Below are 22,849 nucleotides of genomic sequence, written 5' to 3'. Positions count from 1 at the left end.
TCGAGCTCCGCTGCGCTCCGTCCCCCCGGGCTGTACGAACCACGACCGAGTGACGCAGACTGCCCGACCAGCGGTAACACGGGTGGGTGATCGTCCCGATACTGCGGCGGGACGGATCGAGGAGGGCACATGAGCAGCACCGGGATCGCCGAGCACCTCACGGCGTCGTGGCGATGAGCGCGCCCGCGGCGAGCGTCGGCGCCGGACGCGGGCCCTGGATCGCGAGCGCGGCCCTCGGCGTCGCGATCCTCGTCGCCGCGGCCCTGGCCGTCCTCACCCTCGTCACGACGCCGATCTCCCCCGCGGGCACGACGGAGGCCGCACCCCCGGCCCAGCCCGCCCCGGCCCCGAGCGCGGCCGCCGCGCCGGCGCCCACCCCGGCACCCGTCCCGGCCGGCACCCCCGCCGTCACCGACACCGCCGGGCGCGCCCTGCCCGCGGCCGTGGCCACCGGGGTGCAGGGCCTCTACACCGCGATCGGGACCGGCGACCTCCCCGCCGTCCAGCAGCGCTACCAGCCGTCGACCGCCGTCAACGCCGCGCCGTGGTCGCAGGTCGCGCCGCTGCTCTCCCAGCCCGCCAACCGGGACGCGCTCCTCGCCGCGCTGCGCGAGCCGCCACAGCGCCGCGCGGGTCTGTACCGCTACACCGCCGCCGGCGGCGCCCTCGTCGGCGTCGACGCCCAGGGCCGGATGGCGTTCATCCGGCTCCCCTGAGGATCACGCACCCACTAGGTTGCGCGCATGGCGTTCGACCCGGTGCGCGCCGCGCCCGTCGCGTCGTCCCTGGAGATCCGCGCCGGCGGGCGGCACCGGACGCTGCACCCCGGTGAGAGCCTCGTGGTCGGGCGCGACGAGGCGTCCGACCTCCAGCTCGTCGGCCCGCGGGTGTCCCGCGAGCACCTGCTGATCCGGTCCACGCCCGCCGGCTGGCAGATCGTCGACCGCAGCCGCAACGGCTCCTTCGCCGGCGGCCGCCCGTTCCGCGAGATCACGGTGTCGGGTCCCGTGACGGTCCGGCTCGGCGACGCCGCCGGACCCGAGCTGCACGCCGTCGCGGTGCCCCCGCGCCCGGCCCCACCAGGTCCGGAGCGGGCGACCGTCACCGTGCCCGCGGCGGCGCGCTCGTCGGCGCAGGGCCGGCTCTCGGCGGTGCACCGCCTCGCCGTCACCGCCGACCTGCCGCGCAGCGGCCCCGAGCCCGTCACCCCCCGCGTGCGGATCGGGCGCGCCGACGACAACGACGTCGTCGTCCACGACCTGCTCGTCTCCCGCCACCACGCCGACCTCGTGCGACGGCCCGACGGCGGCTGGGACATCGTCGACCTCGGCAGCCCCAACGGCACGTTCGTCGACGGCGCCCGGGTCCGGCGCGCGCCGGTCGGTCCGGCGTCGGTGGTCGGGATCGGGCACGCGCTGTTCCACCTGGACGGTGACCGGCTCGTCGAACACGTGGACACGGGCGACATCGGGTTCCGCGCCGACGGCCTCGTCGTCCGCGAGGGCGACAAGACGCTGCTCTCAGGCGTCGGGTTCTCGCTCGGCAGCCGGAGCCTGCTGGCGGTGGTCGGGCCGTCGGGCGCCGGGAAGTCGACGCTGCTGCGCGCGCTGACCGGTTTCCGTCCCGCCGACGAGGGTGTCGTCGAGTACGCGGGTCGCGATCTCTACACCGACTACGACGAGCTGCGCCAGCGCATCGGGCTCGTGCCGCAGGACGACATCCTGCACCCGCAGCTGACCGTCCGGCGGGCGCTGGCGTACGCGGCGCGGCTGCGCTTCCCCACCGACGTCGCGGCCGCCGACCGTGACCGCCGGATCGAGGAGGTCATCGGCGAGCTCGGGCTCACCGGCCAGGCCGACCAGCGCATCGACTGCCTGTCGGGCGGCCAGCGCAAGCGCACCTCGGTCGCGCTCGAGCTCCTCACCCGCCCCTCGCTGCTCTTCCTCGACGAACCCACGAGCGGGCTCGACCCCGGCCTCGACAAGTCAGTCATGCACACCCTGCGCGGACTCGCCGACGACGGCCGCACCGTCGTCGTCGTCACCCACAACGTCGCCAACCTCGACGTCTGCGACCGCCTGCTCCTCCTCGCCCCCGGCGGCACCGTCGCCTACTTCGGGCCCCCGCAGGAAGCGCTCACCTACTTCGGTGTCACCGACTTCGCCGACCTCTTCCTGCTCCTCGACCGCGAGAAGCACGTCGACTGGGCCGACCGCTACCGGCGCTCGCCGCAGTGGGCCCGCTACGTCGGCGCGCCCGACGCGCAGCGGCGGCCCGGGGTCCACGCCACCGCGCCCGCGCCGCGCCAGCAGCCCGTGCTCACGCAGTTCGCGGTGCTGTGCCGGCGCTACCTCGCGGTCGTGCTCGCCGACCGCCAATACACGATCTTCATGGCGGCCCTGCCGCTGCTGCTCGCCGCGCTCACCCACGCCCTGCCCGGCGACACCGGTCTCTCGCAGGCCGCGCAGGCCCGCGGCACGCCGGGCAACCCGAACAGCCTGCTACTCGTGTTCGTCGTCGGGGCAGCGCTGATGGGGTCGGCGGCGGCGATCCGCGAGGTCGTCAAGGAACGCGAGATCTACCGCCGGGAACGGGCGATCGGGCTGTCCCGCGGCGCCTACCTCGCGTCGAAGCTGACGGTGCTGCTCGCGATCACCGGCGTCCAGGCGGTCCTGCTCGGCGTGCTCGGCATGATCGGGCGCCCGGCCCCGGACGAGGCGGTGCTGCTCGGCTCGGGTGCCGTGGAGATCGTCGTCGCCCTGCTCGGCGTGACGGTGGCGAGCATGGCCCTCGGCCTCGCGGTCTCCGCGGCGATCACCAACGCCGACCGCGGGATGCCGCTGCTGGTGCTGCTCGCGATGCTGCAGTTCATCCTCTCGAGCGCCCTGCTGCAGATTCAGTCGAGCCCCGTCCTCGCGCAGCTGTCGTGGCTGGTGCCGGCGCGGTGGGGCTTCGCGATGGGCGCCTCGACCATCGGCATCCCCAGCGGCCCCGGCCTGCCCACGCCGTACCGCGAGCACGACCCGCTGTGGGACCACGACGCCGCCACCTGGCTGCTCGACTTCGGCGCGCTGGTCGGCCTCACCGTGCTGTTCGCGCTGCTTACGGCCGTGCTGCTGCGCCGCATCGAGCCGATCCGCAGCGGCCGGCGCCGCTGACAGGGATTCCTCAGAAACATTCGGCGGCGCTCCGAGCGTCAGAGGGTCGACCACGTCATCCCCTCGGCGAGGAGCCCACGATGAGCGACCCCGGCACTGCTGACACCTCCGGCACGTACACCACCGGCGACGGCACCACCTACGGCGCCGACGGCGGCCTCCTGCAGATCCCGGCCGGTGCGCCGACCATGACGTCGTTCGACGGCGACCACGACGGCCAATACGAGTCGACGGCCACCGACGCCGACGGCGACGGCTACGCCGAGACCGCCTCCGCGGACCGCGACCACGACGGCGTCGACGAGTACGCGGTCTCCGACCACGACCACGACGGCCGCGTCGACGAGGTCGTCCTCGACACCGACGCCGACGGCTACGGCGACGCCGCGATCACCGACGGCGCCCCGTACGGCGAGGACGGCCCGGTCGCGGTCGCCGACACCGACGGCGACACCTACGCCGACGTCGTCATCCCGGCGCTCTGAATCCCCGCGAGAGGCACCTTCCGCATGATCGACGAGACCCGGCGCCTGCCGACGGTGCCTCTCGCGGCCGGTCCGCCGGGCCCTGGGTGTGTCGCGCACACCCCGGAGATCGGGACGTCGTCCTACGATCCGGGCGTGAGCTCGCCGTGGGAACCGCAGCGCGACAGCCGGGAGGGGCACGACACCCCGGCGCCCTTCGTCCCGCCCGGAGGGACCCCGTCGTCGTCATCGACCCCGTCCCCGGACGCGGGCCAGACGACCGGACAGCCCTCCGAGCCCTACTCCTCGGACCCCTACGGCCCGAGCCCCTACGCGCTCGAGCCCTACGCCGACCCGTACGCCGCCGACCGCGCGCACCAGCAGCAGCAGCCCTACGCGCAGCCGTACCCCCAGGACCCGTACGGCTCGGGCCAGTACGCCCAGCCCTACGCCCAGCCCTACGCCCAGGATCCGTACAGCGCCTACCCGGCCGCGTCGTACACGCCGTACCCCCAGGGCCCCTACACGCCGGCCTCGTACAGCTCCTACCCCACCGGTCCCGCGGTGTCCGGGCTGGCGGTGGCGGCGCTGGTGTGCGGGATCCTCGGGTTCTTCACCGCCGGCGTCGCGTCGATCGCCGCCGTCATCTGCGGGCACCTCGCCTGGCGCGAGACGAGCAGCGGGCAGAACACCGGCCACGGGATGACGATCGCCGGCCTGGTGCTCGGCTACATCCCGATCGTCGGCTGGATCCTCTTCTGGCTCTTCTTCTTCGTGGTCGGGGTCAGCTCCCTCTGAGGTCCCGTTCACAGCCGCGCATGCGCCGGTGCCGAGATGGTTACCGTAGCTATGTATTCAGTGACTGCAGTCTTGCGGTCGGCGCAGCGAGTGACGGGAGGACGCGGTGACGGCGAGGGACACCCCGACTCCCGGACTGCGTGAGCGCAAGAAGGCCGCGACCCGCGCGGCGCTGCGCGAGGTGGCCGTCCGGCTCGGGCGGGAGCACGGCCCGGACGCCGTGACCGTCGAGGCCATCTGCGCCGAGGTCGACGTCTCCCCGCGCACCTTCTTCAACCACTTCACCAGCAAGGACGACGCGTTCTTCGGCGCCGGTCCCGAGGGCACCACCGACCTCACCGACGCCGTCGTCGCCCGCCCCGCCGACGAGGACCCGCTCACGGCGACCGCCGGGGTGCTCGCCGACATCCTCGACACCGCCACCGGCTCGGGCGTCTGGCACCAGCAGCTCCTGCTGCTGCGCGAGCACCCCGAGCTGCTCGGGCGGATGCACGCCGCCACCAAGGCCACCGAGGCCGCCCTCGCCGAGGGCATCGCCCGGCGCACCGACCGCACGGTCGCCGATCCCTACGTCCTCACCACCGCCGCGACGGCGATGACCGCCCTGCGCGTCGCCGTCGGCCTGTGGCTCGACCACCCCGAGTCGCCCGAGACCGCCGCGCGCGACCACCTCGACGGCGTCGTCGCCCTCGTCCGCGCAGGTCTCGCCCCGCCGCCCTGACGAGCGACCGCACCGCCCGGCCGACCCGCGGGGGCCGGCCCACCACCGCGCCCAGGAACGGGAGCCATGAGCGACGACCAGGACCAGGAGCAGGACCAGGACCGGCCGGCAGCCCCGGGCCCCGGCGAGCTGTCCCCGGAGATGAAGCGCAGCAACGTGCGGTTCGCGCTCACGCTGCCCCTGTTCTTCATGATCATGTTCCCGCTCTGCTACATCACCGCGCTGCACCTGCCGGTCCCGCACGACCTGCCGGTGGCCGTGGTGGGCGCCGGAGCGGCGGCGTTCATCGCGTCGGCCGCGCCGGCGCTGGCGGGGAAGTTCACGCTCGTCCCCGTCGACACCCCGCAGCAGGCGACGGACATGATCTTCCAGCAGACGGTCAAGGCCGCCTACGTGACGGCGCCGCCCGGGCAGTCGGCGCACATGCTCGTCGCCGGCGCCGACGGGCGCGTCATGACCCAGCTGGTCCCGACCGTCTTCGCGCCCTTCGCCGCGCAGGCCGGCAACACCGTGCAGACCGTCGACGTCGCGCCGCTCGCCCCGGGCGACGGCAACGGCATCGGGCTGATGTTCTTCATGCTGATCGTCTGCATCGTCGGCTTCATGACGGCGAACATCCTGGGCAACGCCGCGTACTTCCTGCCGATGCGCACCCGGGTCGCGATCAGCGCCGGTGTCGCCGTGCTCACGCCGATCGTGCTGTTCCTCTTCATGGGCGCCTGGCTGCAGATCCTGCAGGGCACCGTCGGGCAGATCGTCGCGGTGATCGCCCTGGGCGCGGTCACGTCGTTCACGGTCGGGCTCGCGACCACCGCGCTCGTCGCGTTCCTCGGCAAGTGGGCGCTCTTCCCCGGGATGCTGGTCTTCGTCTTCCTCAACATCCCGTCGTCGAACTCCGCCTACCCCGCCGAGATCGTGCCGCCGTTCTTCGGCTGGCTCTCGGAGTGGCACCTCGGCGCCGGGTTCGTCGACGCGGTCCGTGCCGTGCTCTACCTCGACGGCGCCGGGCTCGGCGGCCACCTGCTGGTGATCGGGCTGTGGTTCCTCGCGGCGGTCCTGCTGGTCGGGGCCGCGGCGTGGCGGAAGCGGGCCGCGGCCGCCGGCGAGGCCGACGCCGGTGACGAGGACGGCGAGGGGGACGAGGCGGGTCCCGCCGGCGCCGCCGCGTCGGGGGCCGGCCCGGAGCGCGTACTGCTCGGCCGGGTGCACGACCACCACGGCACCCCGCTGCCCGGGGCCGTCGTCACGCTCGTCGACCACCGGGGCACGCAGACGGGACGCACGAGCACGACGGACGAGGGCGGCTTCCGGATCGACGACCTCCCGACCGGCGCGTACACGCTCATCGAGGCCGCCCCGGGCCACGAGCCGGCCGCGCGGGCGACGGTCGTCGACCACCACGGCGGCGGCGGTCACGGTGGGCGCGTCGGCGACATCCGTCTCGTCGCGCACGAGGAGGAGCACCGTCACCGCGCCGCGGTCGCCACCGACGGCACCGTGCCGCCGTCGGCCGGCTCCTATGGGGGAAGCTGACCGGGTGCTCTTCGCCCTGCGCTTCGCCGACCCGATCGCGCGCGGCGAGGTCGACCTGACGTTCCGGCGCTGGAAGCGCGCGCAGGTGAAGCCCGGCCGGCCCTACCGGACGCCGGTCGGGCGCCTGCAGGTCGACGAGGTCGACGTCGTGCGCCGCGAGGACCTCGGTCCCGACGACGCCCGGCGCGCCGGGTTCGAGTCGGTGGCCGCGATGCTCGCCGAGGCCGACCGGCACGCCGCCGACGACGCCGAGCTGTTCCGCGTGCGCTTCCACCTCCTCGACGAGCCCGACCCGCGCTCGGAGCTCGCCGCCTCCGTGCCCGACGCCGACGACCTCGACGCCGTCTGCCGGCGCCTCGACGCGATGGAGGCGCGCAGCGCGCACGGTCCCTGGGCGTGGGCGACGCTCGCGGCGATCGCCGAGCGGCCGGGCGTGCGCGCCCCGGACCTCGCGGCGTCGTTCGGCCGCGAGACCGCGCCGTTCAAGATCGACGTCCGCAAGCTCAAGGCCCTGGGGCTGACGCACTCGCTGCCGGTCGGCTACGAGCTCTCGCCGCGCGGTCGCGCGGTGCTCGCCACCCGGGCTTAGCGCACCCAGCCCGGGCGCACCGCGGAGACCACGGCGACGCCGTCGATCTCGCTCCCCGGCACGCACGGCACGAACGCGCGGGCGGGCGCCGCCGGCGACACCTCGTCGCCGACCGAGCGCCGCGTCGTCGCCGCGCCGGTCCAGGCGGCCGGGGGCGCGTCCTGCGAGAGGTCCACCAGCGAGTCCCGCGGGCACGCCGCGAGCACCGTGCCCTCCAGCGACGCCGCGGGTGCCGCCGGGAAGCGGTGGACCTTGGGGGTGCGCGACGCCCCGAACAGCCGCCGGCGCCGCAGCGCGCGCGTCGATCCGGAGCCCGCGGACAGCACCAGCGCGCGGTAGCCGTCGCCGTAGCGGTCGCGCAGGTGGCGCCCGAGGCTCTCCCCGCGGACGACGACGTGGTCGGCGTGGGCCCAGAGCACCACGCGACCGTCGGCGCCCGCAGCGTCGATCACCGCGTCGGCCATCAGGCGGTCGGCGACGGAGTCGGCGCGCGCCGGCGGGGTCGCGGCGAGCTCCGCGGCGCGCGCCAGGAACTCGGCGTGGCGCACCGCCTCCTCGTACTGGGCCGGCGAGGTCGCCGCGATCAGCGCGGGGACGTCGCGGTCGAGCCGCTCGCGCACCCGGTCGACGGCCGCGCGGGTGCTCGCGTCGCCGTGCCCGAGCGCGAGGTCGGCGAGCGCGTCGGCCACCGGCGGCAGGGCGTCCGGGGCCGCGGTCCGCAGGAAGGCGCCGACGACGCGGACGGCGTTCGCGGGCCGCCGGGGGTCGATCCCGACGACCGGCACCGCCGCGTCCTCGGCGAGCGTGCGGACGAGGTCGAGCACCTCGCGGGTGTTCCAGCTCCAGGAGCCGAGGCGCTCGAGCGCCTCGCCCGGCGAGCCCGTCCCGTGCCGGACGTGGTCGTCGAGCACCGTGGTGGCGGACTCCCCCGCCTGCAGCGCCAGCGCGCCGACCCCGCCGGCGCGCACCGAGGCCTCGATCAGCCGGGTGGCCAGCAGCGCGAGCTCGCGCGTGCCGCCCACCGCCGGACCGATCGCGACGACCCGCGCCCCGGCGGTCGCGCGCACCCAGGCGTCGACGCCGTCGGAGTCGAGGTCATCGTCGACCTCCGCGATGGGGCGAGCGTGGTCGGCCAGCCAGCGGGTCACGTCGGCGTCCGTCACGGCGAGCACCCTGGCAGGCGCCCGCGCTCACGCGGACAGCGGCACCTCGCCGCGCGTCCGGACGCCGGTGCCGTCGTAGACGCCGGTGATCGCGTCGCACCAGGTCGGTGCCGTGAAGCGGGCGCGGAACGACGCCCCGGCGCGCCGGCGCAGCTCGGCGCCGCGACCGGTGATCGCGGCGAGGGCCGCCCGCAGGTCCTCCGTGGCCGCCGAGGTCGGGACCACGACGCCCAGGTCGTGCGCGGCGACGTCGTCGGCGGCGCTGTTCCCGTCGACCGCGAGCACCGGCAGCCCGGCGGCGAGCGCCTCGAGGTACACCGTCGGCAGGCCCTCGAACCACCGCGACGGCACGACGAGCCCGGCGTAGCCGCCCATCGCGGCGCGCAGGGCGGCGTTGTCCATGCCGCCGAGCAGGCGCACGCCGGCGGGGGCCACGGCCTCGATCGCCGGGCGTAGCTCGCCCTCGCCCACGATGTCGAGGCCCACCCCGGCCGGCCAGGAGCGGACGAGCTCGAGCACCCCCTTCTCGGGGGTCAGCCGCGCGACGCAGAGCCAGCGGTCGCCGGGCGCCACGGCCGCCGCCGGCGTCACCGACACGAAGTTGGGCACGACGTGGAGTCGCTCCACGCCGGCGTCGGCGTAGGTGCGGCGGGCGCGCTCGGACAGGACGACGAGGGCGTCGGCGCGCGCGAGCAGCGGGTCGGCCGGCGCGCCATGACGCCCGCGCCAGGCCAGCGGCAGCGAGGCGACCCGCGAGCCGTGGAAGCAACCGTGCCGCACGCCCGCCCACCGGTCCCCCGACGGGCACGCCGTGCAGGGCGCGCCGTCCCGGAAGAGGTAGCCGTTCGCGCACATCGGCCGGAAGTTGTGCAGCGTCGCGACGACGCGGCCGGGCCAGTCGCGCAGCCAGCCGGTGCCGAAGTTCGGGAAGAGGTTGTGCACGTGGACGACGTCGGGCGCGAACGCCGCGAGCTCGGCGGTCGGGTCCGGTCCGACGCCGGTGGCCGTGGTCAGCGCAGCCTCGACGGGGTACGACGCGCGGCGCAGGCGCTCGTCGGTGTAGCGGGCGACGAGCGCGACCTCGTGCCCCGCGGCGCGCAGCGCCTCGACCTGCGCGAGCACGACCTGGTTCTCCCCGCTCGGCACGCGGCTGGAGTAGAAGCTGTGGACGACGGCGATGCGCACGGTGATCAGGCCTTTCCGGGACGGGTCGGTGCTGATTGGCCGCAGCTCCGCTGCGCTGCGTGCGGCAGCCGCTGGGAGACGGCCGTGAGGGCGTCGACGGCCCGGAGCGCGAGGAGCACGGCCGCGGAGTAGACGAGCATCCGCACGCCGGAGCGCAGGTTGTACTGGAGCATGAGGATCGTGAAGACCAGCGGCAGCGCGGTCAGCACGAGCGCCACGCCGCGGCGCCCGGCGTCGAGCAGCACGCCGATGCGGTGGTCGAGGGTCCCGAGGAACATCCCGACGACGAACCAGAACCCGACGACGACGCCCCAGCCGTAGTTGGCGAGCTCGCCCGCGCCGGAGAAGGGCGTGTACTGGTTGATCCGCAAGCTGTCGGAGATGTCGTACCAGCCGATCATCGAGCCCGGCAGCGGGTTGACCTGCAGGAAGAAGTAGTCGAGCGGCAGCGGCGCCACCTGGAACGCCGTGGCACCGACCAGCGGGAACGAGATGAGCAGGTTGTCCGCGGCGCCGCCGAGGATGTCGTTCTGCTCGAGGATGCCCGGCAGGGCCTCGGCGTACGGGATCAGGCCGTGGGCGCCGACGCCGCGCACGAACAGCGGGATCGGCAGCAGCACCAGCGCGGCGACGACGGCCGCAGCGAGCCCGATCCGGGTGGCGCGCGAGGGGCGGGCGACGTGCGCGCCGACGGCCATGAGCAGCGGCAGCAGCGCGAGGCGGCGGCTGCCGAGCGCGAAGAACAGCACGAGGTAGCCGGCGGCGAGCGTGATCGGCAGCAGGAGCCGCACGCCGCGCTCGGACCCGAGCACGAGCCCGCACCCGACGGCCCCGGCGAGCCCGAGCATCGACACGATGCCGCCGGCGGAGCCCGCCTCGCCGATGAGGTAGGTGCTGCGCTCGAGGAGGTCCGGGCCCTGCACGACCACGGTGGCCAGCAGCGGCAGCGCCGCGACCCCGAGCACGATCAGCCGCGTCGCGGGGTCGCCGTCGAACGCGCCGGAGTCGGGCAGCAGGGTGCGGGACGTGTCGCGGCGGTCCCGCGCGCCCAGCATCGTCAGCGCGACCGCCCCGCCGATCAGCAGCGTCGTCGCCGAGACCGCGAGCAGCAGCGCGGTCCGCACCGTCTCGGCGTCGCTCAGCGCGAGGGTCGCGCTGACCCCGCCGTCGGCCCCGACGCTGCGCCCGAAGGCCGCGCCGAACCCGGCGGTCGCGAGCAGCGACAGGGCGACGAGCAGCAGCGGCGACACCCACCCGTCGAGGAAGCGGCGGCGCACCACGACGGCGACGGCGAGCGGGACGCCGAGCAGCGCGAGCCACATCAGCGCGGACCCCGCGTGCACGGCGGCGAGGGTCAGCGCCGCGGTGACGAGGACCCCGGCGCCGTACAGCGCCCCGCGGGCGGTCGTGGTCACGACGTCTCCACCGCGCGGGGCGGGGTGATCGCGTCCGGGACGGCGGACAGGACGTCGTTCGCGCGGGTCCGCCAGGCGCGCGACTCCTTGCGGTGGGCGCCACCGGCGCGGCGCGCGGACACGGCAGGATCCGTGGTGGTGGCGCTGGCCCCGACCGGGGTCGGCACGACGCGCACCGGGACCGGCGCGGGAGCCGGGGTCCGGACCGGCGCGGGGGCGGGCGCCGGGAGCGGGGTGGGCCGGCGGGAGCCGCCCGTGCCGGTGCCCGAGCCGGAGCCCCCGGACCGGTGCGAGGCGTAGGAGCCGTACCGCCCGTAGCCGTAGCCCTCGCCGCCGGAGCGCGGGACCTGGGTGATGACGGTGCCGAGGAGGTTCGCGCCCGCCGTGGTCAGCGTGGCGACGGCCTGACGCACCGCGCCGCTCGAGGTCGCGCCGTGGCGGGCCAGCAGCACGACCCCGTCGCAGCGGTGGGACAGCACCGCGCCGTCGGTGACCGGCAGCAGCGGCGCCGAGTCGACGATCACCCAGTCGTAGCGGGCGCGCAGCTCGTCCAGCGTGGCGGCGAGGCGCTTGGACTCGAGCAGCTCGCTCGGGTTCGGCGGCACCGGGCCGGCGACGACGACGTCGAGGCGTCCGGCGCGCTGGACCGCGTGGGCGAGCGGGGCGCCGGTCGCGAGCACCGTGGTCAGACCGACCGCGGGCTCGAGCCCGAACGTCTCGGCGAGCACCGGGCGGCGCAGGTCGGCCTCGAGCAGCAGCACGCGGTTGCCGAGGTCGGCGAGGCTCAGGGCGACGTTCGCGGCGGTCGTGCTCTTGCCCTCGCCGGGCACCGCGCTGGTGATCATGACGACGGCGGCGCCGTCCTCGCGGTCGACGGTGACGAAGCGCAGGTTGCTGCGCAGCTTGCGGTAGGCCTCGGACGCGCTCGACGACGGGCGCTCGCGCACCGCGAGCGGCGAGGTGCCGGCCTGCGGGTCGTGCTCGACCTGCCCGATGTCCGGGACGCCGGCGAGCTCGGCGAGGGCGGCGGCGGTGCCGATCGTCGTGTCCATCGCCGCGCGGGCGACGGCGACGCCGGCCCCCACCAGCAGGCCGACGACGAGCCCGAGCGCGATGTCGAGGACCGGCTGCGGCGAGACCGGGGTGAGGTCGGGCTGGGCGGGCAGCGCGGTGCGGACCGAGACGACGGGCGTGCCGGTCGCGGGGTCGCCCGAGTTCGCCGTGCGCTCCATTCCCGAGACGACGTCGGCGAGGACGTCGCCGTAGGTCGTGGCGATCAGCGCGGCGCGCTGCGGGGAGCCGTCGGTGGCGGTGACCAGGAGCAGCGTCGTCTCGGGCTGGTTGGTGACGCTCACGGCGGACTTCAGCGTGTCCGCGGTGGCGCCGCCGCCGACACGGGTCGCGACCTGCTCGGCGACCCGGTCGCTCGCGAGGATCTCGCGGTAGGACTTCACGCGCTCCTGCGAGAGCAGGCTGCCCTGGTAGGCGTTGGTCGCGTCCGCCGAGCCGACGCTGGCGACGTAGAGGGTGGAGGTCGAGCGGTACTCGGGCGGGCTGAGGAACACGACGCCGACGCCGACGATGACCCCGATCAGCGCGAACGCCACCAGGGTCGACCAGCGGGCGCGGATCGCGTGGAGGTGGCTGACGATCACGGGAGGTCCTCTCTCGGGTGGACGGTATGAGCGGATGTGGTGCTCACGCGGCCCAGGTCTCGTAGAGCCGGACGGCGGCGCCGCCGGGGGCGTGGCGGTAGAACTCCCAGCAGGCGACCGGCGCCGGCAGGGTCGGGATGCGCGGGTCGCGCGCGACGGTCGTGGTGCCGTCCGGCAGTGCGACCTCCGCGCGGTCGTCGACGAGCACCACGTCCATGACCAGCGGCGTGCTGTCGGTCGGCAGGGCTGGGTCGAAGCGCCCGCCGGCGATCTCGGCGAGCTGCGAGCCCACCGCGAGCGACAGGATCCAGCGCTGCGGCGTCGCGACGAGGTGCACGGGCGCCTCGGTGACGCCGGGGTCGTTCGGGGGCAGCGCGCCCCGCCAGGCGGCGAGGCAGAGCGACCCGTCGTCCGACGTGCCCGGGCCGGGGACGAAGCCGAAGCGCGCCCCGACCCGGCGCACCGCGGTGCCGAGGTCCTGGTTGACGTACGACGCCGCGCGCGCGTCGCCGAGCTCGGCGTCCAGGCCGCCGCCGCGCACGACGGGCCCGCCGACCGGGCCCGAGGCGCGCAGGACGAACGGCGTGCCCTCGTCCCCGCGGGCCGGGATCGGCCCGTCGGGGTGCTCGCGCCACACCGTGTGCACCCGCGGGGCGGGGGGCGGGACGGTGGCGCCGCCGCTGCTCTGCCCCTGCCCGCACGCGGCGAGCAGGAGCAGGGCGGCGGTGCCACCGAGGAGGGCGCGGCGCGAGGTGGTCACCGGGCCACCTCGAGGGCGGGCTCCGGCGTCGGGCCGACCGCCGTGCGGTGGCCCGCACCGGCCCGGTGGGGGCCCGGCGTGGTGACCAGCAGGACCAGGTCCACGACCAGCGCCGCCCCGGCGAGGCCCCAGGCCAGGACGACGACGCCGCCGAAGCCCATGCCGGCGGTGGCGGCGCCTACGAGGACCGCCGAGCCGAGCACCTGCAGGCCGAACAGCGTGCGGGCGCGGTGGAAGCCGCGCAGCTGGGCGTGGAACGGCACCCCCAGCACGTAGAGCGCCGACTGCAGGGCGATCGGGACGACGAGCGCCGCGTACGCCGTGTACTGCGGGAACAGCAGGTCCAGGAGCGTGTGGCGCAGCGGGATGACCGCCAGCACCGCCGCGGCCAGCCCCGCCGACGCGATCGTCGCGAACCGCCGCGCGTGGCGGGCGGCCTCGACGTCGCGGCGGGACACCGCGCCGGCGACCAGCGGGGTGACGAGCACGAGCAGCGCCGCCGCGACCGTCGCGGTGGGCTGGAAGACCAGCAGCTGCACCGCCCGCAGGCCCGCAGCGTCGGTCGGGGCGAGCAGCGTGCCGGCGAGCACCAGCACCGCGTAGATCTCGCACTGACCGAGCACCGAGGTGAGCACGAACCACCCCGACAGCGAGCGGGTCCGGCGCGCCCAGGCCTTCGGGCAGCAGGGGCGCAGCGAGCCGCCCCCGATCGCCGCCGCGACGAGCAGCCCGGTCAGGGCCCCGACGCCCCAGGACGTCGCGAGCCCCGCGACGCTGAAGCCGAGCCCGCCGAACGCCAGGGCGCCGAGCACGACGACCTGCGCGGCCGCCCACGCTCCGTCCGCGGCGAGCGCGTGGCCCGGGCGGCCCTGGCTGAGGAAGACGAACCGGCGCGCGTCCTGCATGAGCGCGATCGGCACCCACGGCGCGAGCCAGAGCAGGCCCGAGAGGGTGTGGTGGCCGATCCCGCCGCCGGCGACGCAGACCACCGAGCCGGCGATCCCGAGCACGAGCGCGGCGCCCGTGGACGACCGGACGATGGCGGGCCGGTCCGCGAGGGACACCGTCGGCAGGTAGGCCAGCAGGACCTCCCCGATCACCGCGCGCCCGAGGGCGAGCACCACGGTGACGACGGCGTACGAGACGACGAACGTGGCGAACTGCTCGGGCGCCAGCGCCCACGAGGCCACGAACGCGGTGAGGAAGTTGGTGCCCGAGCTGAGCAGCTGGTCGGCCACACCCAGCACGGGACGACGACGAGCAGCGGTCCCCGACCCCGCGCTCACCGGATGTCCGCGACGTCGCGGCGGAAGAAGGCGAGCTGGGGCGAGAGGGTGCGCTTGGCGACGGCGGGCACGCCCTCGTAGAGCGTGTGGCCCTCGGCGAGCGGGCCCTTGACGACCGAGCCGGCCGAGACGATGGCGTTGTCGGGGACGACCGCGCCGGGCAGCAGCACCGAGCTCGTCGAGATCATGGAGTGGTCGCCGATGATCACCGGCTTGGCGACCTGCTTGACCCGCACGATGTCGACCGTGTGCGTCATGACCTGCGAGCCGAAGCCCGCGAGGCCCGAGTAGCGGCCGATCTCGACGAGGTCGCAGCAGTCGACCATGTGCAGGCAGCTGATCAGCGCCGCGCGCTTGAGCCGCAGCACCGGGCGGCGCAGCGGCTGGTCGGCGAAGTAGTGCTTGTCCCGGCGGACGGCGTTGACCCACACCAGCGGACCGATGACGGCCTCGGGGGCGAGGTCGACCTCCTCGCAGCCGCGGATCACCGAGCAGCTGGCGATGACGGCCTTGGGTCCCAGGACGAGGCGGTCGACGTCGACGAGGCTGCGTCCCAGGCGCGCGGTCGGGTGGATCTCGGCGCCGAGCAGGCGGGTGTGCACCCACCGGCGGGCGGCGTGCGGCAGCAGCATCGACGCGGCGGCCGCGATCAGGCGTGGCTTGCGACCCCGGAGCCTCATGCCGCCACCGCCGACGTCCCACTGACCATCCACGGACGCGGCGAGGCCAGGTCCTTGCGGATCGTGAACCCGAAGATGTTGCCCTGGCGGCGGGCCACGCCGTTGAGGGCGAGGTTGACGGCGCCGACCAGGGCGGCGCGGCCGGACCCGGAGTCCCCGAGCAGCGAGCGCATGCTCGTCGTCAGCGCCCGGTCGGTGCCGATGAGCCAGCGGCTGTGGAACTCGAGCGGCACGTCGCGGCCCGGGTCGAAGGACGCGATAGTCTTGGTGACCTCGCGGCGGGTCCAGCGGTAGACGTGGTTCGGCACGCCGGTGCCGTCGACGCCGCCGGTGACCCCGCCGCCGTCGGCGACGGCCTCGAGCTCGTAGGAGTTCGCGAGGCCGAGGCGCTGCGCGACCCGCATGAGCGGCGAGTCCTGGTTCTCGACGGCGACGACCGTCCTGGCGGCGATCCGGTACATCTCGTGCAGCGCCTCGTGCGGCCGGCTGCAGTGGTGCAGCCCGGCGTGCCCGATGACGTGGTCGTAGCCGCGATCCGGGACGTCCATCGCGTGCGCGTCGGCCGTGCGGGCCTCGGGCAGGCGGCTCGACACCGAGGTCGGCGCGAGGTTGGTGAACGTGACGCGGGTCAGCCCGAGGCGGCGGGTGACGTCGCGGTCGAACTCCCCGGCGAACTGCACGAGGACGCGGTCGTGGCGGTGGATGACCTCGCGGTCCATGAGGTCGGCGAGGATCTGCTCGTAGGTGCCGGCGCCGTTCTCGGCCATGGCGGGGTTCCTGTTCTCGGGAGTCGGGATCAGCTGGCGAGCACGGGCCGGTCGAAACCGAGCACCGGGAGCGGGGTGACGGTGGCGGTCGGGCCCTCGAGGGAGGCGAGCTCGGCGTCGACCATCACGCGGGCCAGCTCCGGGGTGAACGTCCGCGGCGTCCAGCCGAGGCGCTCGCGCGCCTTCGACGCGTCGCCGATGAGGGCGTCGACCTCGCTGGGGCGCAGGTAGCGCTCGTCGAAGCGGACGTGGTTGCGCCAGTCCAGGCCGACGTGCTCGAACGACAGCCGGACGAAGTCGCCGACGGTGTACGCGGTGCCGGTGGCCAGCACGTAGTCGTCGGCGGTGTCGGCCTGGAGCATCCGCCACATGCCCTCGACGTACTCGGGCGCGAAGCCCCAGTCGCGGACGGCGTCGAGGTTGCCCAGGTGCAGCAGGCGCTCGTGGCCCAGCGCGATGCGGGCGGCGGCGCGGGCGATCTTGCGGGTCACGAAGGTCTCGCCGCGGCGCGGGGACTCGTGGTTGAACAGGATCCCGTTGACCGCGTACAGGCCGTAGGCCTCGCGGTAGTTGCGCGCGGCCCAGTAGCCGTAGACCTTCGCCGCGCCGTACGGGCTGCGCGGGTGGAACGGGGTGTCCTCGTTCTGCGGGGGCGGGGTCGCGCCGAACATCTCCGAGCTCGACGCCTGGTAGTAGCGCGTGTCCAGCCCGATCATGCGGATCGCCTCGAGCAGGCGGATGGTGCCCAGCCCCGTGGTGTCGCCGGTGAACTCGGGCTCGTCGAAGCTGACGCGCACGTGGGACTGGGCGCCCAGGTGGTAGACCTCGTCGGGCCGGATGCGCGAGAGCAGCGTGACCAGGCGCGACGAGTCCGTCAGGTCCCCGTAGTGCAGGAACAGCCGGACGCCCTTCTCGACAGCCTCGTGCGGGTCGACGTAGAGGTGGTCGAGCCGGCCCGTCGAGAACGACGACGAGCGGCGCAGCAGGCCGTGCACCTCGTAGCCCTTCGCGAGCAGCAGCTCGGCGAGGTACGAGCCGTCCTGACCGGTGATGCCGGTGATGAAGGCGGTCTTCACGAGATCTCCTGCGGGGTGAGGGTGAGGACGTCGGCGACGTCGTGCTGGTCGGTGGCGGTGGTGCGGCCGTCGGCGAGATCGCGGACCCACGCCCCGTAGCGGGCGTGCGCGGCGTCGGCGCCGTAGGAGCGGGTGGCGTAGCGGCGGGCCGACGCGGCGTGCCGGGCGCCGGCCTCGGGGTCGGCGACCAGCGCGAGCGCGCCCTCGACGAGGGCGGCCGGGTCGCCGGGCGTGACGATCGGGCCCGCGCCGGCGGCACGGACCTCGCGGGCGGCGGCGCTGGCCGCGTTGGTCGCGGCGAGCACCGGGCGGCCGGCGGCGAAGTAGCTGGTCAGCTTGCTCGGCGCGCACATCTCGGCGACCTCGGGGCGCTCGTGCAGCAGGAGCACGTCCGCGGCGGCGAGCGCGGTGCGGAAGGCGTCGGCGGGCAGCGGGTCGACGACCGTGAAGCGCTCGACGCCCCGGGCGGCCTCGACGAGCCGGGCGCGCTGGTTGCCGTCGCCGAGGAGCACGAACCGCAGCGGCAGCCCGCGGGCGTCGGCCAGGCGCGCGGCCTCGACGACGCCGTCGAGCCCCTGCTTGGCGCCGATGTTGCCGGCGTGCAGCACCACCGCCTCGCCCTGCGGCCAGCCGAGCTCGCGGCGGGCGGCGGCGATGTCGGTGTCGGGCTGCTCGTCGAGGTGCGTCCAGTTGCGGATCGTCGTGACGCGCTCGGTCGGCAGGCCCGCGCGCAGCAGCGCGTCGCGCAGCACGTCGTGCACGGCGACGACCCCGTCCGCGCCGGCGAGCAGGCGGTGCTCGAGGCGGGCGACGGACCCCGCGCCCCGGCCGCCGAGCGCGCCGGCCTCGGCGACGGCGGCGCCGTAGAGGTCCTGGACGACGACGCCCACCGGGCAGCCGCGGCCCCAGGTGCGGGCGACCCAGCGGGCGGCGCCCACGGAGAGCAGCGCCGGGCTGACCGCGAGGACGACGTCCGGGCGCGGGCCCCGCACCATCGCCGCGCGCAGCGCGAACACCGCCTCCATGCCGATGCGCGAGGCACCGGTCGGGCGGGAGGGCACCGGGTGCGGCACGCGGGTGATGCGCACCGAGCCGGCGCGCTCGCGGCGGGGGCGGCGCGCGCCGCGGTAGTCGTCGGCCACCCGCCACTGCGGGTAGTGCGGCATCCCGGTGACGACGTGCACCGCGTGACCGTCCGCCGCGAGCATCTGCGCGAGGCCGGTCGTGTACGGGGCGATCCCCGTGGTCTCCGGGGCGTGGTTGAGGCCGAGGATCAGGACGTTGAGCCGGCGCGACGGCGGGGCGCTCGGCTCGAGGGCTTCAGCGGACACGGTGGGTGCTCCTCAGGCGATTCAGTACGCGCCGCGGGCGCTGACGACGGCGGAGACGGTGCGGGCGAGGATCAGCAGGTCGAGGGCGGGCGACCAGTTCTCGACGTAGCGCAGGTCGAGGCGCACGGTGTCCTCCCAGGAGAGGTCCGAGCGGCCGCTGACCTGCCAGAGCCCGGTGAGCCCGGGCCGGACGAGCAGCCGCCGGCGGGCGTCCTCGGCGTAGGTGCCGACCTCCTCGGGCAGCGGGGGGCGCGGCCCGACCAGCGACATCGAGCCGCCGAGGACGTTGAACAGCTGCGGGAGCTCGTCGAGCGACCAGCGCCGCAGCACGGTGCCGATCGGCGTGACGCGCGGGTCGGCGCGCAGCTTGAACAGGGGCCCGGCGCCGTCGTGCTCGCCGTCGGGGCGGACCCGGTCGGCGCCGACGACCATCGAGCGGAACTTGACCATCGCGAACGGGCGGCCGTCGCGACCGATCCGGACCTGGCGGTAGAACACCGGCCCGCCGTCGCGGCGCACGAGCACCGCGAGCAGGAGGAACACCGGTGCGAGCACGGTGACGGCGAGCGCCGCGACGACGCGGTCGATCACCGCCTTCACCGCGTGCGGTCCGCCGCGGAACGACGGCGGGCGCAGGCGCAGCAGCGGCAGGCCGTCGACGGGCGCGACGTGCAGGCGCGGCCCGGCGATCTCCATGAGGCCCGGGTCGACGACGAGGTCGACGTCGAGGCCCTCGAGGCGCCAGGCCAGCTCGTGCAGGCGCCGCGGGGTCCAGCCCGGCGACGGGGCGACGGCGACGACCTCCGCGCCGGTCCGGTGGACCTCGGCGGCGACCGCGTCCAGGTCACCGACGACGGGCACGCCGGCGATCTCGCGTCCCGTCCCGGTGGACGTGCACGCGGCCACGACCTCCCAGCCGTGGGCGGGGACGCGGCGGGTGCGGGCGGCGAGGTCGGCGACGGCGGCGGGGGTGCCGACGGCCAGCACGCGGGCGGTGAAGCGGCCCCGCCGGCGGGCCCGGGCGACGGCGAGCCGCAGGACCGTGCGGCCGAGAGCGGCGGCGACCCCGGTGGCCGGGACCGCGAGCAGCGCCCAGGCCTGGCCGACGGTGCCGGGCGCGCCGCTCGCGGTCAGCACGAGGGCGAGCAGGGCGACGGCGACGGTCGCGGTGACCGTGCCGCGGGCCAGGCGGGAGAACTCGGCGCCGCCGGCCCCGATGGCGCAGGGGTCCCAGGCGCGGGCGATCGCCAGGCCGCCGAGCTCGGCGACGACGGTCGCGCCGGCCAGGGTCAGGGTCGTCGGGGTCGCGCCGGCGACGGCGAGGGCGCCGCCGGTGACCCCGGTGACCGTGACGGCGTCGAGGACGACCGCCGCGCGGCGCAGCACCGCGCGGTGGCGGTGGCGCGCCGGGCGGTCGGCGACCGCGACGGGCCAGCCCCCCGGGGTCGCCGGAGTCGTCGCGGACCGTCCCGGGACGGACCGCACGACCTCCGCTTCGCTGCTCATCAACACCCCTCCCTCGCTGCCGGTGGTCGGCGACCCCGGACCTTCTGGAGGGCGCATCGGGCGATCGAGGGAGAGCGCTACAGCCAGTTGTCGTAACTGCGAGCGCTGAGTGCGTTCCTTCTGGGTCCGTTCGGGGTAACAGAACGGCGACACGCGGACACGATGTGGCGTCATCGCCCCGTCCGGGTCCGATCCGACGCGCGACCCCCGGGAACGTGTCGCGAGAAGCCCGGTTCTTCACCCGATGGGGTCGTCGGCCCCGGAACGCCGTCATGGGGGCGGTGATCGCCCGCGGCGCGCGGCGGCCCCGGCGGCGCCCCGCCGAGGTGATCGGGGGAACACCCGTGCGGGTGATCAGCTCCGGGGCCCGGCAGGACTCGACAGGGGCGGGCCGGCGACGCAGGGTGCAGGGGTGACGACTACTGAGCAGGATGGTCGAGCTCCGCTCCGCTCCGTCTCCGACAGCCCTCCGGACGCCGCCGCCCTCGCGCGGCGGGTCGAGGAGTTCCTCGCCGAGCACGACCCCGCGGGCACCGACGCCGCCGACTTCCTCCGCGCGCGCTTCGCCGCCGGCCTGGCCTGGGTGCACTACCCGGCCGGCCTCGGCGGTCTCGGCGCCGAGAACGGCCTGCAGACCGCCGTCGACGCCGCGTTCGCGCGCGCGGGCGCGCCGGAGAACCGGCCGCGCCTCAACGTCATCGGCCTCGGCATGGCCGCGCCGACGATCCTGCGGTTCGGCGACGACGCCCAGAAGCAGCGGTGGCTGCCGTCGCTGTGGACCGGCGAGGACATCTGGTGCCAGCTCTTCAGCGAGCCCGGCGCCGGGTCGGACCTCGCGGGCGTCGGCACCAGCGCGGTGTGGGACGGCGACGCGTGGGTGCTCAACGGGCAGAAGGTGTGGACCTCCATGGCCCACCACGCCCGCTGGGGCATCATCCTCGCCCGCACCGACCCCGAGGCGGTCAAGCACCGCGGCCTGTCGTACTTCGTCGTCGACATGACCGCGCCCGGCGTGGAGGTGCGCGGCCTGCGGCAGATCACCGGCGAGGCGGAGTTCAACGAGGTCTTCCTGACCGACGTCCGCGTCCCCGACGACCAGCGCCTCGGCGAGGTCGGGCAGGGCTGGGCCGTCGCGCAGTACACGCTGATGAACGAGCGGGTCGCCATCGGCGGCGGCACGCTGCCCCGCGAGAGCGGTGCCGTCGGCGCCCTGGCCGCGCGGTGGCGCGAGCACCCCGAGGCCCGCACGCCCGGGCTCCACGACCGCGTGCTGCGGCTCTGGGTCCGTACCGAGGCCGCGCGCCTGACCGCCGAGCGACTCGGTCAGCAGCAGGCCGCCGGCCAGCCGGGGCCCGAGGGGTCCGGCGTGAAGATCACCTACGCCGGCCTCAACCAGGAGTGCTCGAGCCTCGAGCTCGAGCTGCGTGGCGAGGACGGCCTGCGCTACCCCGACTACACCGAGCGCCGCCCCGAGGTCGAGGACTACGGCAGCCGCGACGCCGGCTGGCGCTACCTGCGCTTCCGCGCCAACTCCATCGAGGGCGGCACCACCGAGATCCTCCGCAACGTCGTCGCCGAGCGCGTGCTCGGCCTGCCCGCCGAGGCCCGCGCCGACAAGGACGTGCCGTGGAAGGACCTGCCGCGATGAGCGCCCCTGCTACTCCCGAGACCGGCGACCTCCTCTACTCCGACGTCGAGGACGACCTGCGCGCCAGCGTCCGCGCGCTCGTCGAGAAGCAGGCGCCCTGGGACGCCGTGCTGCGGCGCACCGACACCGACGACGCCGTCGACACCGACCTCTGGAAGCGGCTCACCCAGGAGATCGGCGTCGCCGGCCTCGCCGTGCCCGAGGAGCGCGGCGGCGCCGGGGCGTCGTGGCGCGAGGTCGCGGTCGTCGCCGAGGAGCTCGGCCGCGCCGTCGCCCCCGTGCCCTTCCTCGGGACCGCGGTGGCGACGGCGCTGCTGCTCGGGACGGCCGAGGACGAGCTGCTCGCGTCGGTCGCCGGGGGCGAGCGCACCGCCGTGCTGGTCGTCGGCGCCACCCGCGGCGCGGGCCGCCCGGTGCCGGTGGTCGAGCGGCAGGGCGCCGGGGACCTCCTCGCCGGCACGGTCACCGCCGTCGTCGATGCGGTCACGGCCGACGTGCTGCTGGTGCCGGTCTCCGCCACCGAGATCGCGGTCGTCGAGGCCGGAGCTGACGGGGGCGGGGACGGGGTCACGCGCACGACGTCGGAGTCCCTGGACATGACCCGGCGCCTCACCGACGTCACGTTCGACGGGGCGCCCGCGCGGATCGTGACCGGCGCCGACGTCGACCACGCGCTCCAGGTCGGCGCCGCGGTCCTCGCCTCGGAACAGCTCGGGCTCGCCGAGCGCTGCCTCGCCGACACCGTCGCCTACCTGCGCGACCGCCACCAGTTCGGCCGCCAGCTCGCGTCGTACCAGGCGCTCAAGCACCGGCTGGCCGACCTCTGGGTCGCGATCACCCAGGCCCGCGCGGTGGCCCGGTACGCGGCGCGCTGCGCGGCCGACGGGTCGCCGGACCTCCCGGTCGCCGCGGCGGTCGCGCAGACGCACTGCTCCGAGGTGGCCCTGCTCGCCGCCGAGGACGGCCTGCAGCTCCACGGCGGCATCGGGTTCACGTGGGAGCACCCGGCGCACCTGTTCCTCAAGCGCGCGCGTGCCGACGCGCTCGTGCTGGGGTCGGCGGACCACCACCGCACCGTGCTCGCCGACCTGGTCGACCTGCCGGCCTGACCCGT

20 protein-coding genes are annotated in these 22,849 nt (G+C 75.7%); 9 read left to right on the top strand and 11 right to left on the bottom strand.

Annotated elements, in window-relative coordinates; genetic code table 11:
• Positions 1–173: 173 nt before the first annotated feature.
• The 7 genes from EV188_RS32255 (at position 174) to EV188_RS15405 (ending at position 7,263) form a co-directional block, all read left to right on the top strand.
• Complete coding sequence (locus tag EV188_RS32255; protein WP_208114220.1) at positions 174–716, top strand: hypothetical protein; 543 nt, start codon at positions 174–176, stop codon at positions 714–716.
• 27 nt (positions 717–743) lie between these two features.
• Positions 744–3,158, top strand: coding sequence for an ATP-binding cassette domain-containing protein (locus tag EV188_RS15430; RefSeq protein WP_133827194.1), 2,415 nt, complete (start codon positions 744–746; stop codon positions 3,156–3,158).
• Positions 3,159–3,238: 80 nt separating this feature from the next.
• On the top strand, positions 3,239–3,643 hold the full coding sequence (locus EV188_RS15425) for a hypothetical protein (RefSeq protein ID WP_133827193.1): 405 nt from the start codon (positions 3,239–3,241) through the stop codon (positions 3,641–3,643).
• A 135-nt stretch (positions 3,644–3,778) separates the two neighbouring features.
• A complete protein-coding gene (locus EV188_RS15420) occupies positions 3,779–4,420 on the top strand; it encodes a DUF4190 domain-containing protein (protein WP_133827192.1) in 642 nt (213 codons plus the stop codon).
• 106 nt (positions 4,421–4,526) lie between these two features.
• Positions 4,527–5,141, top strand: coding sequence for a TetR/AcrR family transcriptional regulator (locus tag EV188_RS15415; RefSeq protein ID WP_133827191.1), 615 nt, complete (start codon positions 4,527–4,529; stop codon positions 5,139–5,141).
• Positions 5,142–5,207: 66 nt separating this feature from the next.
• Positions 5,208–6,674 carry a carboxypeptidase-like regulatory domain-containing protein gene (locus EV188_RS15410; RefSeq protein WP_133827190.1) on the top strand — a complete coding sequence of 489 codons (1,467 nt, stop codon included), beginning with the start codon at positions 5,208–5,210 and terminating at the stop codon, positions 6,672–6,674.
• A gap of 4 nt (positions 6,675–6,678) precedes the next feature.
• Positions 6,679–7,263 carry an ASCH domain-containing protein gene (locus EV188_RS15405; protein ID WP_208114219.1) on the top strand — a complete coding sequence of 195 codons (585 nt, stop codon included), beginning with the start codon at positions 6,679–6,681 and terminating at the stop codon, positions 7,261–7,263.
• Here the strand turns inward: EV188_RS15405 and EV188_RS15400 are convergent.
• From EV188_RS15400 to EV188_RS15355, 11 genes are read right to left on the bottom strand one after another with little or no spacing between them, the layout of a single operon-like run.
• Positions 7,260–8,426 (bottom strand): erythromycin esterase family protein, encoded by a 1,167-nt coding sequence (locus EV188_RS15400; protein WP_166659911.1) that lies wholly within the window; start codon positions 8,424–8,426, stop codon positions 7,260–7,262. The genes EV188_RS15405 and EV188_RS15400 overlap by 4 nt on opposite strands.
• Before the next feature lie 27 nt (positions 8,427–8,453).
• Positions 8,454–9,611, bottom strand: coding sequence for a glycosyltransferase family 4 protein (locus EV188_RS15395; protein ID WP_208114218.1), 1,158 nt, complete (start codon positions 9,609–9,611; stop codon positions 8,454–8,456).
• Between the two features lie 5 nt (positions 9,612–9,616).
• Positions 9,617–11,026, bottom strand: a complete 1,410-nt coding sequence (locus EV188_RS15390; RefSeq protein WP_133827187.1) for a hypothetical protein — start codon at positions 11,024–11,026, stop codon at positions 9,617–9,619.
• Positions 11,023–12,681 carry a tyrosine-protein kinase domain-containing protein gene (locus tag EV188_RS15385; protein WP_166659910.1) on the bottom strand — a complete coding sequence of 553 codons (1,659 nt, stop codon included), beginning with the start codon at positions 12,679–12,681 and terminating at the stop codon, positions 11,023–11,025. Before EV188_RS15385 ends, EV188_RS15390 begins: the two co-directional genes overlap by 4 nt.
• Positions 12,682–12,724: 43 nt before the next feature.
• Complete coding sequence (locus tag EV188_RS31610) at positions 12,725–13,441, bottom strand: hypothetical protein (RefSeq protein WP_166659909.1); 717 nt, start codon at positions 13,439–13,441, stop codon at positions 12,725–12,727.
• Positions 13,438–14,679 (bottom strand): MATE family efflux transporter, encoded by a 1,242-nt coding sequence (locus EV188_RS15380; protein WP_208114217.1) that lies wholly within the window; start codon positions 14,677–14,679, stop codon positions 13,438–13,440. Before EV188_RS15380 ends, EV188_RS31610 begins: the two co-directional genes overlap by 4 nt.
• Positions 14,680–14,723: 44 nt before the next feature.
• Positions 14,724–15,407, bottom strand: a complete 684-nt coding sequence (locus EV188_RS15375) for an acyltransferase (RefSeq protein WP_133827185.1) — start codon at positions 15,405–15,407, stop codon at positions 14,724–14,726.
• Positions 15,404–16,174 carry a class I SAM-dependent methyltransferase gene (locus EV188_RS15370; protein WP_133827184.1) on the bottom strand — a complete coding sequence of 257 codons (771 nt, stop codon included), beginning with the start codon at positions 16,172–16,174 and terminating at the stop codon, positions 15,404–15,406. The genes EV188_RS15375 and EV188_RS15370 overlap by 4 nt, the downstream gene beginning before the upstream one ends.
• 29 nt (positions 16,175–16,203) lie before the next feature.
• Positions 16,204–17,250 carry a GDP-mannose 4,6-dehydratase gene (gene gmd / locus EV188_RS15365; protein ID WP_133827183.1) on the bottom strand — a complete coding sequence of 349 codons (1,047 nt, stop codon included), beginning with the start codon at positions 17,248–17,250 and terminating at the stop codon, positions 16,204–16,206.
• A complete protein-coding gene (locus tag EV188_RS15360) occupies positions 17,247–18,581 on the bottom strand; it encodes a glycosyltransferase family 4 protein (RefSeq protein ID WP_243741730.1) in 1,335 nt (444 codons plus the stop codon). Before EV188_RS15360 ends, gmd begins: the two co-directional genes overlap by 4 nt.
• 21 nt (positions 18,582–18,602) lie before the next feature.
• Positions 18,603–20,087, bottom strand: coding sequence for a sugar transferase (locus EV188_RS15355; RefSeq protein WP_133827182.1), 1,485 nt, complete (start codon positions 20,085–20,087; stop codon positions 18,603–18,605).
• A gap of 412 nt (positions 20,088–20,499) precedes the next feature.
• Here EV188_RS15355 and EV188_RS15350 point away from each other — a divergent pair, with 412 nt between their 5' ends.
• Together EV188_RS15350 and EV188_RS15345 are read left to right on the top strand one after the other, a co-directional pair.
• Positions 20,500–21,735: an acyl-CoA dehydrogenase family protein gene (locus tag EV188_RS15350; RefSeq protein ID WP_243741729.1), complete on the top strand. Its 1,236-nt coding sequence runs from the start codon at positions 20,500–20,502 to the stop codon at positions 21,733–21,735.
• A complete protein-coding gene (locus EV188_RS15345; RefSeq protein ID WP_133827180.1) occupies positions 21,732–22,844 on the top strand; it encodes an acyl-CoA dehydrogenase family protein in 1,113 nt (370 codons plus the stop codon). The genes EV188_RS15350 and EV188_RS15345 overlap by 4 nt, the downstream gene beginning before the upstream one ends.
• Positions 22,845–22,849: the final 5 nt, after the last annotated feature.

Source organism: Actinomycetospora succinea (genome assembly GCF_004363095.1).
GTDB lineage: Bacteria > Actinomycetota > Actinomycetes > Mycobacteriales > Pseudonocardiaceae > Actinomycetospora > Actinomycetospora succinea.
The sequence above is the reverse complement of the archived record's forward strand: the minus strand, read 5'-3'. Positions and strand labels throughout refer to the sequence as shown.

Bases quoted from the DNA above. Each gene is read 5' to 3' on its own strand.
- EV188_RS32255 (WP_208114220.1), top strand. From the start codon at position 174: ATGAGCGCGCCCGCGGCGAGCGTCGGCGCCGGACGCGGGCCCTGGATC.
- EV188_RS15430 (WP_133827194.1), top strand. From the start codon at position 744: ATGGCGTTCGACCCGGTGCGCGCCGCGCCCGTCGCGTCGTCCCTGGAG.
- EV188_RS15425 (WP_133827193.1), top strand. From the start codon at position 3,239: ATGAGCGACCCCGGCACTGCTGACACCTCCGGCACGTACACCACCGGC.
- EV188_RS15410 (WP_133827190.1), top strand. From the start codon at position 5,208: ATGAGCGACGACCAGGACCAGGAGCAGGACCAGGACCGGCCGGCAGCC.
- EV188_RS15375 (WP_133827185.1), bottom strand. From the start codon at position 15,407: ATGAGGCTCCGGGGTCGCAAGCCACGCCTGATCGCGGCCGCCGCGTCG.
- EV188_RS15370 (WP_133827184.1), bottom strand. From the start codon at position 16,174: ATGGCCGAGAACGGCGCCGGCACCTACGAGCAGATCCTCGCCGACCTC.
- EV188_RS15355 (WP_133827182.1), bottom strand. From the start codon at position 20,087: ATGAGCAGCGAAGCGGAGGTCGTGCGGTCCGTCCCGGGACGGTCCGCG.
- EV188_RS15345 (WP_133827180.1), top strand. From the start codon at position 21,732: ATGAGCGCCCCTGCTACTCCCGAGACCGGCGACCTCCTCTACTCCGAC.